Origin of the sequence: Streptomyces sp. AC550_RSS872, from assembly GCF_019049285.1 — a bacterium.
In the GTDB taxonomy this organism is placed as follows: Bacteria; Actinomycetota; Actinomycetes; order Streptomycetales; family Streptomycetaceae; genus Streptomyces.
Map to the genome: position 1 here is coordinate 76,101 of NZ_JAGMUL010000039.1, position 13,453 is coordinate 89,553.

Consider the following 13,453-nt stretch of genomic DNA (forward strand, 5'->3'; position numbering starts at 1 on the left):
GGATGGGTGCGGTGCCCCGGAGCGACAGGATCCGGAAAACGCCAGGCGCCCCGGACCTTGTCGGCCCGGGGCGCCTGGGAAGTCGCTTGTCAGTTGCTCAAGCAGCACGACCATGGCAGCCGGTGGGCCGGTTGCCATAGGTAAAGAGGAAGGTCTGGTGCGTGAGCATGCGGTCAGTATGCCGTGCCGTCGGTGGGTGTCCCCAGGGGGTTCGCATCGTGAGACGGGCTTCGGCCCCGGAGGGCCTCCGCCGAGCCCGGTAGACTCGGCCTCACACACACCTCGCTCACCGCCGGAAGGCAACCCGTGTCATCAGCGAACCCCGCCGCCGCCACCGACACCGTCCTGGTCGTCGACTTCGGTGCGCAGTACGCCCAGCTCATCGCCCGTCGCGTCCGCGAGGCCCGGGTCTACAGCGAGATCGTGCCGAGCACCATGCCGGTCGCCGAGATGCTCGCCAAGAACCCGGCGGCGATCATCCTCTCCGGCGGCCCCTCGTCCGTGTACGAGGAGGGCGCCCCCCGTATCGACCGCGCCCTCTTCGAGGCCGGCGTCCCCGTCTTCGGCATGTGCTACGGCTTCCAGCTGATGGCGCAGAGCCTGGGCGGGACCGTCGACAACACCGGTGCGCGCGAGTACGGCCGTACGGATCTGCACGTGTCGAAGTCGTCCTCCACCCTCTTCGAGGGCACCCCGGCCGAGCAGCATGTGTGGATGTCGCACGGCGACGCCTGCTCCGCCGCCCCCGAGGGCTTCGCCGTGACGGCCTCCACGGACGTCGTCCCGGTCGCCGCCTTCGAGAACGACGAGCAGAAGCTGTACGGCGTCCAGTACCACCCGGAGGTCATGCACTCCACGCACGGCCAGCAGGTGCTGGAGCACTTCCTGTACCGCGGCGCGGGCCTGAAGCCGGAGTGGACGACCGGGAACGTCATCGACGAGCAGGTCGCCGCCATCCGTGAGCAGGTCGGCGACAAGCGCGCCATCTGCGGGCTGTCCGGCGGCGTCGACTCCGCCGTGGCGGCGGCGCTGGTCCAGAAGGCCATCGGCTCCCAGCTGACCTGCGTGTACGTAGACCACGGCCTGATGCGCAAGGGTGAGACCGAGCAGGTCGAGAAGGACTTCGTGGCCGCGACCGGCGTGCAGCTGAAGGTCGTGGACGCCGAGGAGCGGTTCCTCAAGGCGCTCGCCGGGGTCTCGGACCCCGAGGAGAAGCGGAAGATCATCGGCCGCGAGTTCATCCGGGTCTTCGAGCAGGCGCAGGCCGAGATCATCGCGGACGAGGGTCCGGCCGTGGAGTTCCTCGTCCAGGGCACGCTCTACCCCGACGTGGTCGAGTCCGGTGGCGGCACCGGCACGGCCAACATCAAGTCCCACCACAACGTGGGCGGCCTGCCGGAAGACCTCGAGTTCAAGCTGATCGAACCGCTGCGCAAGCTGTTCAAGGACGAGGTCCGGATGGTCGGCCAGGAGCTCGGGCTCCCGGACGAGATCGTCCAGCGCCAGCCCTTCCCGGGCCCCGGCCTCGGCATCCGGATCGTCGGCGAGGTCACCAAGGAGCGGCTCGACCTGCTCCGCGAAGCCGACGCCATCGCCCGCGAGGAGCTGACCGCGGCCGGCCTCGACCGGGACATCTGGCAGTGCCCGGTGGTCCTGCTCGCGGATGTCCGCAGCGTGGGCGTGCAGGGTGACGGGCGGACGTACGGCCATCCGATCGTTCTGCGGCCGGTGTCGAGCGAGGACGCGATGACCGCCGACTGGTCGCGGCTGCCGTACGACGTCCTGGCGAAGATCTCGACGCGGATCACCAACGAGGTGCGGGACGTCAACCGAGTCGTCCTCGACGTGACCTCGAAGCCGCCGGGCACCATCGAGTGGGAGTAGGCCCCTCTTGTGAAGGGCCTCCGGTTGGTGACACGGCTCAGCTGCGCTTGATCGTGCGCACCGGCTCGCCGGGCTTCCAGACCTGGACGACCAGGTACTTGTCGTCCTCGACGTAGGTCCGCACGACCTCCGTCAGTTCGGCGCGGAAGAGGTGGAACGGCTCCGGCGGTTCCACCTCTTCGCCGTACGCGGCCTTCTGCGCCGGGTCCTCGACCTCGATCGCCCGCCCGGAGATCCGTACGTCACCGCCGCCCATCGACTGCCCCTCCCCGGGGTTCGCCTGGAGCGCGAAGCGCGGGTCGCGGCGCAGGTCGAGGGCCTTGAGCGAGTCCGGCATCATGCCGAGCCACAGCTCGCCGTTGAGAAAGCGCACCTCCAGGCCGGTGGTGCGGGGGGAGCCGTCCTTGCGGAGGGTGGCGAGGACGTGGTGGGTGAAGGCGCCGAAGCGGTCCTCGGCGGTGCGGGCGAGATCGGGTTCGGCCTTGGCGAAGGTGGCCCAGTTCGCTGTCATACGGTGAGTGTCGCGTCGATATCCGACATCCGCTGTCTGGATTCCGGGTGCGGGGGGCGCGATCCCGGGCCCTTCGGGGCGGGATCTTTACAGAACATCTCTGTTCTCCTGCGCTGACCGAGGGTAACTTCCGCCCCGTAAGCAACCCAGTGCGGGAGGACACATGCACGGGACGCCCCTCGGGCCCACTCCGCCCTCGCCGCTGCCGACCGAACGGTTGCAGTTCGCCATGCCGCCCATGCACGAGTCCGTCGAGGACGAGCGCCGACACCGCAAGGAACGGCTCGCGGGCGCGTTGCGGATCTTCGGGCGGCTCGGCTTCGAGGACGGGGTCTCCGGGCACATCACCGCGCGCGATCCCGAGTTCAGCGACTGCTTCTGGGTGAACCCGTTCGGGATGCCGTTCAAGCACGTCACCGTCAGCGACCTGGTCCTCGCCAACTCGGAGGGACAGGTGGTCGAAGGGCGGTACCACGTCAACCAGGCGGCGTTCACCGTGCACTCCCAGGTCCACGCGACCCGCCCCGACGTCGTCGCCGTCGCCCACTGCCACTCGGTGCACGGACGGGCGCTCGCGGCGCTGGGGGAGCTCCTGGACCCGATCACCCAGGAGAGCTGCGCCTTCTACGAGGACCACGCCCTCTACGACGCCTACTCGGGCGTGGCCGTCGACGCCGTGGAGGGCCGCCGGATCGCGACCGCGCTCGGCTCCCGCAAGGCCCTCGTCCTGCGCAACCACGGCCTCCTGACCGTCGGCGACTCCGTGGACGCGGCGGCCTGGTGGTTCCTGTCGATGGAACGGTCCAGCCAGGTGCAGCTGACGGCCCGGGCGGCGGGGCGTCCGGTGCTCATCGAGCATCGGCAGGCCGTGGCCACACGGGAGCAGCTGGGCGGGGATCTGGTGGCGTGGATCAACTATCAGCCGCTGTGGCAGGACGTGAGCCGGAGCGAGCCGGATCTGTTGAGCTGACGGCTGGGAGGGCCGAGGCCGGTCCGTAGCCCTGCGGCCGAGCTCAGAAGCCCCGGAGGACTACCGCCTTCGTCATCGCGAACTCCTCGTCCGTGAGTACGCCGTCCCGGTGCAGCTCCCCCAACTCCCGCAGTCTGCGCAGGAGTACGTCGTGGTGGTCGGCCGGGGGCGGGACGGGCGCCGTCAGCTGGGTGCGGTCGGTGCGGTCGGTGCGGTCCGCCTCGTCCGCCGGGTCCGTGTGGTCGATGGCCGGGCGGGTCGACGGGTGCGGCAGGCGGGCGGTGACCGCGGTGGCCACCAGGGCGGTGAGCAGGTCACGGCGGACGCTGCCCCAGAGGTCGAGCGCGTACGGGTCCTTCTCCGGCGGCAGTTGGGAGAACACCGTCTCCCGGGTCACGAACCGCAGGAAGCCGTCCTCCTGACCGGAGTTGGGCAGCCACTCGACCTGGAGGAGGTCGCCCACGCCGATGATGCGCGGGCCGGTCGCCCGTTTGACCCGGTCGGAGGTGTCGGACCAGTCGATCCGCACCTGGCTGCCGTCGAAGGAGACCGTGCCGTCGGAGGAACGGACAGAGACCGGGACGGGTGGCCCGGGGAGGAGATAGGTGTTGGTCGGCTCCTTGGGGATCTGGTCCAGGAGCAGTGCGTGGCGGATCTCCTCGGCGACGTACTCGGCGACCCCGGCACGGTCGACGTCCACCGTCAGCCGGTACGGATCCGCCGTGTCGGGCAGCCGGCCGCCGGTCGCCTGGAGCAGCGGGTCGGCGCCCTCGCGCAGCCGCATCCGCAGCCGTCCTCGTTTGCGCTCGGGCTCGAAGACGATGCTCGCGACGGCTTCGAGGGGTACGGCGATCTCTCCGTAGGTCTGCCGGAACAGCGGCACGGAGCGGTGGAGTCCCGGCGTGATCCGGACCGTTGTGCCGTCGAAGGCCCAGGTCCCGTCGCGCTGGATGATCTCGGCCATAGGGAAATTCTCGCAGCCGGGTCAACACGGGGAGCCCGCCCATCACCCGCGCCGAACGGACCTGACAGGCGGGTCGTGCCTGGACTACGGCACAATTCGCTGTCGCCGTACGTGAGTTGGCGGCAGTGGTGGTCGGTGGTGCGACCGGGACCGGAATCGGCGGTGGCCGGTATCTGAGACCGGGCTGCCGATCGAGGGGCAGTGGGGCTATAAGGCCATAGGCCATAGGCCATGGGTGATGGGTCATAGGTCATGGGTCATCGGGGCATGAGGGTTTTCGGGAAGGCGGGCGTCGGGCGTGGCGGTGCAGGAGGCTGGGCGGGGCAGCGCGGCGGTGGGCGCGCATGGGGGTGGCTGCACCTGCGGGGACTGTCCGCACGGGGCGCGGGCGGGACATCGGCGCGCGGTCGCCGAATTCCTGTTGAAACGGGATGAATTCGCGGCCGGTCAAGGGCTCCCGGCGGCGGTGGCCCACTCGGCCTCGGCCTCCCGGCAGTGGGTCTCGGAGGAGCTGACACAGTCGGCGGAACTCGTCGCCGAGCGGGGACGCGCCGAGGGGGAGGCGTGGCTGGCCCGGCTGTGGTCGCGTACGACGGGTGTCGTCTGGGGTCTCGTCGTCGCGTTGCTGCTGGTGCAGGCACTCACGGCGATCGGCGCGGGGTGGACGTCGGCGCGTACGGCCGGTCTGCTGGCGGCGCTGGTGACGGCCGGGGCGCTCACGGCCGCGTCGTGGTTCCACCGGGCGCGCGGCGGGGCGCTGGCTCCGGTCATCGGTGAGGACAACCGGCTGTCCACGTCGCGTGCGGTGGCCGCGGCCTGGGTGCTGTTCGTGGCCTACGCCGTGCTCGTGCTGGTGGTGCAGCTTGCGGCGGCGTCCGGGCACCGTGAGCGCGACGCGTTGATCGCCGGTCTCGAACTCGGGCGGGGTACCGGTGTGGTGACCGTGCTCGCCGTGGTCTGTGCCATCGCGGTGCTGGTGCGACGGGTCGTCGGGGTGCGGGTGCTCGGCCAGCGCCTCCAGAAAGTGCGGGCGCATCGGCCTCGGGCTGCGGATCTGCTGACGGACGACGCGGGGCGGGGCACCTTCGCGGACGTCCAGTACGTCGTGATCAGCGGGGTGGCGCTGCTGTTCGCGGCGGTGCGGTTGGCTCGGCGCCCGGATCAGTTGCCCGATCTGCCGTGGGGGTTGGCGGTGGTCGTGCTGGTCTCGGCCGCGACGTATCTGGCCGGGAAGTACGCCGAGGGGGGTCGGCCGGTGATCCTCTCGGTGGTGCGGGCGCGGGAGGCCGGCGACCTGGACGCGCCCATCCGTACGGGTGACGACATCGAGATCCGGGGGGCCGGGTTCGTGCCGCCGGGGGCGCAGGGGGCGGATCGGCTGTCGCGGATGGTGGTGCGGATCGGGGCGGTGCATGTGCGAGTGCCGCTGGTGCCGGTGAACGGGGGGTTCAGCAATCCGACGGACGCGGTGCTCACGGTGCCGGTGCCGGCGGATGTGGAGCCGGGGCGGGTCGAGGTGCAGGTGGTCAGTGCGGTGGGGGTGGAGACGAATCGGTACGTGATCGATGTGACCGAGTGACGGTGCCTCCGGCGGGTGGGCCGCCGTGGGCGGGTGCGGGTGCGGGTGCGGGTGCGGGTGCGGGTGCGGGGGTGCTTCTCGTCCCAGGAGGATCCTGGGCACTGCCGTTGCTGACGCGGGGTTTCCCTCGGCCGGGCGTGGCCGGAGAATACGGGGCGGTGACAGGTGAGCGACGCGAGCGCCGCGTACGTATCGTCTGTTGAGGGGTCACGGCATGGCGGGCGAGAGGCGGCTACGGGCGATGACTCACGGTATGCATTCGGACACGCACACCCCCTATCTCGACGGCGACCGCAATTGGCGGGACACGGCTACCCGGTATGCGTTGCTTCCGCTGCGCGTCTTTCTGGGCGTCACTTTTATCTATGCCGGACTGGACAAGCTCACCGACAGCGCCTTTATGAAGGACTCCGGTGCGGGGTCGGTCGGCGACATGATGCGTGCTGTTCGTGACTCCTCGGCCATTCCGGCCCTGGTGGACATGGCCCTGGAGAGTCCCGTCGGGTTTGGCTATGCGATTGCCTTCGGTGAGCTGGCCGTCGGTATCGGGACGTTGATCGGGCTGTTCGCCCGACTGGCGGCGCTCGGTGGGGCGCTCATTTCGCTGAGCTTGTGGCTGACGGTGAGCTGGGCCTCCGATCCGTACTACTACGGCAATGACCTGGCGTATCTGATGGCGTGGCTGCCTCTCGTGCTGGCGGGCGCCCCCATGCTGTCCGTGGATGCGGCGCTGCGTGGGCGGCGACGGCAGCGGGTGGGCGGTTATCGGTAGTCAGCCGGGGGTCGGGGATCCGCGGCGCTGCGCTTGCGTATTCCTCGGGTCAGGACCCCTACCGCTCCTGCCAGGCAGAGGCCGCCCATGACCAGAGGGATGACGACGAACCAAGGTGTCTCCCAGGCGCCGCCCGCGTCTCCGGCGTAGATGATGCCCGTGAGGGTCAGGAAGGTGCCGGCGACCAGCCTGCCGGGCTGGAACTCATGACGTAGCACGGCTCACCTCCGCCTGTCCCACGCCTACGCTCAGATCGAGGTCCAGTGTGCCCGCCTCCTTGGTGCCCGTGGGCGGTGTCAGCGTCACTTCCTTGTGTTGGCCCGGTGCCACATCCACGTCCTGCTGGTCGTCGCCCGGCAACTGGATGTCTCCCACTCCGACGTCGATGCTCAGCCGCACGGTCACGTCCTTGGGGACGATCACCTTCAGCCGGCCCACGCCTACGTCGGCTCTGGTGGTCAACGTCTTGTCCTCGGCGATGGTCAGGCGGGTCAGGTCCAGGGTGCCGACGCCTGTGCCGAGGTCGTACTGCTGCTGTACGTCGGCCACGGCCGCCGGTCTCCAGCTCCGCTCGACCCAGTGGGTGCTGATGTCCTTGGGCAGTGCCGCCGAAGCGGCCAGCAGGCCCGCGGTGACGATCGCCAGGAATATGGAGCCCGCTCCCGTACGGCCCAGGAACGCGCTGACGGCTATGCCCAGGCCGAGGACGAGCAGCGCGCAGGCCAGGCCGGTCTGGAGGCTGGTGCCGAGGGCGCGGTCCTCCCAGGTCGCGCCGGTGCCGAGGGCGCCCGCGAGGAGGGCCAGCAGGAACACCCAGCCGCCGATCCAGCGGGGGCCGCGCGGCTTCGGCTGCTGAGGGCGCCGGGCGCGTACGTCCCCGCGGCTGCTCCAGGTGCCGAGGCCGATGCTGACGGCCGCCGCGATGTCGCGGTCGCGGGAGTCGCGAGGGCCCCAGAGATAGCCGGTGCCGCCCTCGTGGGTGCCGTCCTTGACGATGGGGTCGCGCCACCAGGAGGGGTAGCCGGTGGGGACCGGTGGGGCCTGTGCCTCCGGTGGGGCGTCGGCCACGGCCTGGGCGGCGAGCGGGTCGGGGTCGGGGGTGCTGCGGTGCCGGGACCAGTAGCCGGCGCCCGCGACGAGGAGGGAGAGGACGACGGCGAAGGCCAGCACACCGCCGTTCCTCAGCAGCGTCAGGAACACGCCGCAGCCGACCAGCGCGAACAGCACGGCCGTCAGCGCCTGGCCGTCGACGCGGCCGGTCAGCAGTTTGCGCACCTCGTTCTCGTCCTCGTCGTCGTACGGGACGAAGAGCCAGGCGAAGCCGTAGAAGAGGAGACCTATGCCACCGGTCGCGGAGAGTACGGCGAGGGTGATCCGGAAGATCACCGGGTCCATGTCGCACTGCCGCCCGAGCCCGGCGCACACACCGGCCAGCATCTTGTGCCGACGGTCGCGCCGGAACTTGTGCGGCGGGTCGAGTGCCTCCGCTTCCATGCCCGCCTGCTCGGACGCGGCTGACGGGCCGGACGCGGTGCCCGCGGTGGGCACGGCGTCCGGCTCGGGCACGGAGTCCGCGGCGGGCTGGTGATCTGTCATGTGTCCATGGTGACGGGCGGGTCCGTCTTGCGGGAGTCGGAACGACCCTGGTCGGACCCTGATATCGGCCCTGAGGAGGGGGCGGGGGAAGTGTTCGACGCGGCGGGTCGCGAAGATCAGGGGAGTATCGGGGGTCGACCCTGATGCCCCGGTGCTCCGACCGTGTGAACATCGATGGCATGCCGGAAGCCGCAGCAGCGCCACTCGTCGAACCGCGGCCGCCGCGCAAGCTCTACCGCAGCAGTGACGGACGCTGGCTCGGGGGCGTGGCGCGGGGGCTCGCCGGGCATCTCGGCCTGCCCGTGATCTGGGTGCGACTCGTCTTCGTCGGCCTGTTCATGGCGGACGGCCTGGGGGCGCTGCTGTATGCCGCGTTCTGGTTCTTCGTGCCGCTCGGCGTCGGCGGAGTCGGCGCTCAGCGGCCCTCTCCCTTCGCCACCGAGACCGCTCCCGACGGCCGGCGCAAGCTCGTCGCCCGTAAGCCGGACAAGGGGCAGATCGTCGCGCTGCTCCTCATGGTCGTGGTGGCGATGGTCTTCGTCGGCAGCGTGGACCTGGGCAGCGGCGCCAAGGCCTACCTCCTGCCCGCCGTGCTCGTCGGCGCGGGCGTCGCCCTGGTCTGGCGCCAGGCGGACAACTCCCGGCGGGCCCGCTGGATGGAGGTCGGCCGGCGCCGCCGCACCCTCACCCTGCTGCGTGCCGCGGGCGGCGTCGTCCTGGTCACGGCCGGCGTCTCCGGCATCTTCGTCCTCCAGGGCTCCGCCGCCCACCTCGGCTCCGTCCTTCAGGCGGCCCTGGCGGTCCTCGTCGGTATAACGCTCCTCGCGGGTCCGTATCTGGTCCGGATGACGCAGGACCTGTCCGAGGAACGCCTGATGCGCATCCGCGCCCAGGAGCGCGCCGAGGTCGCCGCGCACGTCCACGACTCGGTGCTGCACACCCTGACCCTGATCCAGCGCAACGCGGAGAACGCGAACGAGGTCCGCCGCCTCGCCCGCGCCCAGGAGCGCGACCTGCGCACCTGGCTCTACAAACCCGAGGGCACCGGCAAGGACGAGGCCGACGAACCCGCCAACCTCGCCGACGCGGTCCGGCGCAACGCCGCCGAGATCGAGGACAAGCACGGCGTCCCCATAGAGGTCGTGGTCGTCGGCGACTGCCCGCTCGACGAGAGAATCGGAGCGCAGATGCAGGCCGCGCGCGAGGCGATGGTGAACGCCGCGAAGTACGGTGGCGAGGGCGGCGCCGTGCAGGTCTACGCCGAGGTGGAGGGAAAGACCGTGTTCGTGTCCGTCCGGGACCGCGGTCCGGGCTTCGACCTCGACTCGATACCCGCCGACCGCATGGGCGTCAGAGAATCGATCATCGGCCGTATGGAGCGCAACGGCGGTACGGCCCGGCTCCGGGCGGTGCCCGACGGCGGTACGGAGGTCGAGCTGGAGATGGAGAGGGCGGAGAAGACGTCATGAGCGACCCGACCGAGGCGAACGAGCCTGTGGAGTCGACCGGCGGGAGCGCGGTCGAGCGGCATGTGCGTGTGGTCCTCGTCGACGACCACCGCATGTTCCGTACCGGAGTCCAGGCCGAGATCGGCCGGACCGAGCAGACCGGCGTCGAGGTCGTCGGGGAGGCCGATGACGTCGACCAGGCGGTCACGGTCATCACCGCGACGCGGCCCGAGGTCGTCCTCCTCGACGTGCACCTCCCGGGTGGCGGCGGGGTCGAAGTCCTGCGCCGCTGCGCCCCGTTGATGGCGGACGCCGAGCAGCCCGTCCGCTTCCTCGCCCTGTCCGTCTCGGACGCGGCGGAGGATGTGATCGGGGTGATCCGGGGCGGTGCCCGGGGGTATGTCACCAAGACCATCACCGGTACCGACCTGGTCGACTCCATCTTCCGGGTCCAGGACGGCGATGCGGTGTTCTCGCCGCGCCTCGCCGGGTTCGTCCTGGACGCGTTCGCCTCGACGGACGCGCCGCCGGTCGACGAGGACCTCGACCGGCTCACCCAGCGCGAGCGGGAGGTGCTGCGGCTGATCGCGCGAGGGTACGCGTACAAGGAGATCGCCAAGCAGCTGTTCATCTCCGTGAAGACGGTCGAGTCGCATGTGTCGGCGGTGCTGCGGAAGCTCCAGTTGTCCAACCGGCATGAGCTGACCAGGTGGGCGACGGCGCGGCGACTGGTGTGAGACCGGCCCCGGTGCGCCGGGGCGTCGGCTCGGTCAGGCGACCCGTGTGGCCCCCGCGAACGGCATCTCGTCGAGCGGGGCCACGCGGACCGGGGCCGAGGGGTTCGGGGCGTGGATCATCTGGCCGTTGCCGATGTAGAGGCCCACGTGGCTGATGCTGGAGTAGAAGAACACCAGGTCGCCCGGGAGCAGTTCGGAGCGGGAGACGCGGCGGCCGGTGTCGATCTGGGCGTAGGTCGTGCGGGGGAGGGAGAGGCCGGCCGAGCGGTAGGCGGCCTGGGTGAGGCCGGAGCAGTCGAAGGCGTTCGGGCCGGTCGCGCCCCAGACATAGGGGCTGCCGAGCTTGGAGTAGGCGTACGAAACGGCTGCCGCAGCACGGGCGTTGGGGGCCTGGGCCGTGGCCGAGCCGGGGGCTGACAGGGCGTCGCGGGTATCTGTCGAGGAGCGGGCGGCGCGGTCCGTGCCGTTCGCCTGGAGCCGGGCGCGCTCCTCCTCGGTCAGCCGGGCGAGCAGGTCGCGGGCCGTGTCCAGCTTGCCGTTGATCGTCCTGCTGTGGCGTTGCAGTTCCGCCTGGCGGGACTTCAGCGAGGTCAGTTCGATGTGCGCCGCACCGCGCAGCTGCTCGATCTCGCGCAGTTGGCTGCGAACGCTCGCGACGGAGGCCGCCTGACGGTTGCCGGTGCGTTCGGCGAACTCCGCTCCGTCGAGGTAGCGGTCGGGGTCGGCGGAGAGAGCGAGTCGGAGGGCCGGGTCGAGGCCGCCGTCGCGGTACTGCGCCGCGGCCATCGAACCGAGCGCTTCCCGCGCCGAGTTGAGCTTCTCCGTCTTGCGGGCGGCCTCGTCCTGGAGTGTCTTGATCCGCTGCTCGGCCGCGTTCGCCTGCTCCTTCGCGCCGTTGTACTTCTCGGTCGCGACCTCCGCCTCCTGGTACAGCTTGTCCACCTTCGCTTTCACCTGCGTCGGAGTCAGCTGCGGCTCGGCATGTCCGGTCCCGTCGAAGCCCGTCGCCGTCGCCGCGCCCGCCAGGGCGATCGTCCATGCCGTGCGGGCCGTACTGCCGCCGGCCGAGCGCTGACGGGGTTTTCGGTGCGCTGCCACGTGGACTTGCACGTCCTTTCGTACGACCGCCTCGTCCCGTACGTCCGCCACTGAGGTGGCCGTACGACCCTCCCCGGAGGGAGCGGCCCGCCCCGGGGGGAACGGCGGGCGTACGAACGCCTGGGGGTGCGGACGTACGACCCGCCCGGGGGCGGGTTGCGCGTCCGGCGGCGGCCTGCACAGGGGGAGCGGGCCGCCGCCGGACTTTTTCGGCGGAGGTGTCCGACTGCCGCCCCTGGCCCGGGCGGCGGTGGGGAGCCGGTCACCTGGTGGAGGACGCTAAACCTCTGTGTGTCGGGGCGGTAACGCGTTGTGCGGAAGTGCCGGGAGCAGACCGGGTGATGACCGTAAGTGAGCGTGATCCCGGGTTGAGGGCGTCGTGTTCACGCTGTGTGCTGACCGATGTGGCGGAATGGGGGCGGGGCGGGCCGGTCGGGTGCTATGGGGCGCATATATGCATGATCGGGAAGGGGGCGTGGGGCGAGGCGAGGCGGGGCAGGTCGGGGTGCGGTGTGGTGGGTCGGGGTGCGGTGGTGGGGGCATAAGCGGGGCTGGTTAGGCTCCGGCGTCATGGACGTACTCATCCATCTTTTCGTCGGCCTGCACATCATCGGTATCGCCGCCCTGCTCGGTGGCTTCCTCACCCAGATGAAGGCGATGGGCCAGGGCACCGCCCGGTTCGTCCCCGCGATGCTGCACGGCGCGCTGACCATGCTGGTCACCGGGGTGATCCTCGTCGGCCTCAATCAGGCGGACGACCAGCCCGTCGACAACGTCAAGATCGGTGTGAAGCTGGCGCTGCTGGTCGTGATCCTCGGGCTCGTGTATGTGAAGCGGGACGACGAGACGGTGGACAAGCGGCTGTTCGGGCTGGTGGGGCTGCTGACCGTGGCGAACATCTTCATCGCCGTGTTGTGGACCTGACGTCCGTCTCCGGGGTCCTGACGTCCGTCTCCGGGGTCCTGGCTCCGGCCCCGGTTCCGTGGCCGGGGTGGGTGTAGGCCCGGACCGCGCCGGCGGTGACCGCCAGCCAGGCCGCCACCGCGATCCACATCAGTGCCTCGCCGGGGCGCTCGAGCCAGGGGACGTCCAGTGCGGTGGCGACGGAGAGTGTCGCCGCGGCCGTCATTCCCAGCGGGAACACGGTGGCCCAGCGGCGTGTGTCGTAGCGCGGCCGTGGCCAGGCGATCTCGGCCAGCAGCAGGGCGGCGTACCAGGCCAGGTCGAGGACCAGCAGGGCGATGGTCACCGTGCGCAGGGTGCTGGTGTCGTCGTCGTTCCAGAGGTACAGGCGGGCGCTGTCGGCGGCGAAGAGTTTCGAGCCGGCGAGCGCGGAGATGGCGAGGGCGCCGCCCGCCACCCAGTGGTCGCCGGCGCCGTGGGCGACCTGGCGTAGGTCGAAGCGGGTCAGGGCGATGACGTAGAGCACGAGGCCGAGCCAGAACAGTACGAGGGCCGCGTGGGCGAGCCATGCCGAGGCCTCGGCCACTGCGAGCGTCGCGCCCAGGACGGCGAGGCCCTCTGTGGCCACGCAGCCCAGGAACACGGCGCCGGGCATGCCGCGGTGCCAGTGGCGTACGACGGCGATGAGCAGGCCCGGCCAGAGGAGCGCCGCGAGGGCCAGGAGGGCCTTGGCGAGGGTCTGCCAGCCGAGGACGCTGAAGCGGGTGCCGAGGACGGTCGTCGCGGCGATGGCGGTCAGGGCGGCCGGGGTGGCTGCCTCCTTCACCCACCTGACGCGGTCCCACAGGAGGCGTGCGGTGAAGTCGCCGGCCAGGGCGACCCAGGTTGCGGCGGCCAGGGCGAGGGCGATGCGGGAGAGGGTTTCGTAGCCGGTCTGGTGCAGGGTTACCGACAGGATGCCGGTTGCCATGACCGCGGCACCGGCCGTGGG

Annotated in this window: 13 protein-coding genes; 7 read left to right on the plus strand and 6 right to left on the minus strand. The window is 70.9% G+C overall.

What is annotated here, in order from left to right:
* The first annotated feature begins 306 nt into the window (after window positions 1-306).
* Window positions 307-1,884 (plus strand): glutamine-hydrolyzing GMP synthase, encoded by a 1,578-nt coding sequence (gene guaA / locus KUM44_RS18175; RefSeq protein ID WP_217208994.1) that lies wholly within the window; start codon window positions 307-309, stop codon window positions 1,882-1,884.
* Window positions 1,885-1,921: 37 nt separating this feature from the next.
* Here the strand turns inward: guaA and KUM44_RS18180 are convergent, their stop codons facing one another.
* Window positions 1,922-2,395, minus strand: a complete 474-nt coding sequence (locus KUM44_RS18180; protein WP_217208996.1) for a pyridoxamine 5'-phosphate oxidase family protein — start codon at window positions 2,393-2,395, stop codon at window positions 1,922-1,924.
* A 163-nt stretch (window positions 2,396-2,558) separates the two neighbouring features.
* Between KUM44_RS18180 and KUM44_RS18185 the strand changes: the two genes are divergently transcribed.
* Window positions 2,559-3,365 carry a class II aldolase/adducin family protein gene (locus tag KUM44_RS18185; protein WP_217208997.1) on the plus strand — a complete coding sequence of 269 codons (807 nt, stop codon included), beginning with the start codon at window positions 2,559-2,561 and terminating at the stop codon, window positions 3,363-3,365.
* Between the two features lie 43 nt (window positions 3,366-3,408).
* Here KUM44_RS18185 and KUM44_RS18190 read toward each other — a convergent pair whose 3' ends face one another.
* Entirely contained in the window at window positions 3,409-4,329 is a 921-nt protein-coding gene (locus KUM44_RS18190) for a DUF4429 domain-containing protein (protein WP_217208999.1), read from the minus strand.
* A 298-nt stretch (window positions 4,330-4,627) separates the two neighbouring features.
* Here KUM44_RS18190 and KUM44_RS18195 point away from each other — a divergent pair, with 298 nt between their 5' ends.
* On the plus strand, window positions 4,628-5,908 hold the full coding sequence (locus KUM44_RS18195; protein ID WP_217209001.1) for a hypothetical protein: 1,281 nt from the start codon (window positions 4,628-4,630) through the stop codon (window positions 5,906-5,908).
* Window positions 5,909-6,149: 241 nt separating this feature from the next.
* On the plus strand, window positions 6,150-6,680 hold the full coding sequence (locus KUM44_RS18200; RefSeq protein WP_217209012.1) for a DoxX family protein: 531 nt from the start codon (window positions 6,150-6,152) through the stop codon (window positions 6,678-6,680).
* Here KUM44_RS18200 and KUM44_RS45505 read toward each other — a convergent pair.
* Both KUM44_RS45505 and KUM44_RS18205 read right to left on the minus strand, forming a co-directional pair.
* Window positions 6,671-6,898, minus strand: coding sequence for a hypothetical protein (locus KUM44_RS45505; RefSeq protein WP_308402650.1), 228 nt, complete (start codon window positions 6,896-6,898; stop codon window positions 6,671-6,673). The genes KUM44_RS18200 and KUM44_RS45505 overlap by 10 nt on opposite strands.
* Entirely contained in the window at window positions 6,885-8,276 is a 1,392-nt protein-coding gene (locus tag KUM44_RS18205) for a PspC domain-containing protein (protein ID WP_217209002.1), read from the minus strand. Before KUM44_RS18205 ends, KUM44_RS45505 begins: the two co-directional genes overlap by 14 nt.
* 143 nt (window positions 8,277-8,419) lie before the next feature.
* On the opposite strand from KUM44_RS18205, the gene KUM44_RS18210 reads away from it, so the two are divergent.
* The gene (locus KUM44_RS18210) at window positions 8,420-9,745 is read left to right on the plus strand and encodes an ATP-binding protein (protein ID WP_217209003.1); all 1,326 of its coding nucleotides are present in this window, start codon (window positions 8,420-8,422) and stop codon (window positions 9,743-9,745) included.
* Window positions 9,742-10,461 (plus strand): response regulator transcription factor, encoded by a 720-nt coding sequence (locus KUM44_RS18215; protein ID WP_217209004.1) that lies wholly within the window; start codon window positions 9,742-9,744, stop codon window positions 10,459-10,461. The genes KUM44_RS18210 and KUM44_RS18215 overlap by 4 nt, the downstream gene beginning before the upstream one ends.
* A 33-nt stretch (window positions 10,462-10,494) precedes the next feature.
* Here KUM44_RS18215 and KUM44_RS18220 read toward each other — a convergent pair whose 3' ends face one another.
* Window positions 10,495-11,559, minus strand: a complete 1,065-nt coding sequence (locus KUM44_RS18220) for a C40 family peptidase (protein WP_217209005.1) — start codon at window positions 11,557-11,559, stop codon at window positions 10,495-10,497.
* A gap of 570 nt (window positions 11,560-12,129) precedes the next feature.
* Here KUM44_RS18220 and KUM44_RS18225 point away from each other — a divergent pair.
* Complete coding sequence (locus KUM44_RS18225) at window positions 12,130-12,483, plus strand: hypothetical protein (protein ID WP_217209006.1); 354 nt, start codon at window positions 12,130-12,132, stop codon at window positions 12,481-12,483.
* Here the strand turns inward: KUM44_RS18225 and KUM44_RS18230 are convergent.
* Window positions 12,461-13,453 (minus strand): tellurite resistance/C4-dicarboxylate transporter family protein (locus KUM44_RS18230; protein WP_254389689.1); only part of this gene is annotated, 993 nt, incomplete at its 5' end. The genes KUM44_RS18225 and KUM44_RS18230 overlap by 23 nt on opposite strands.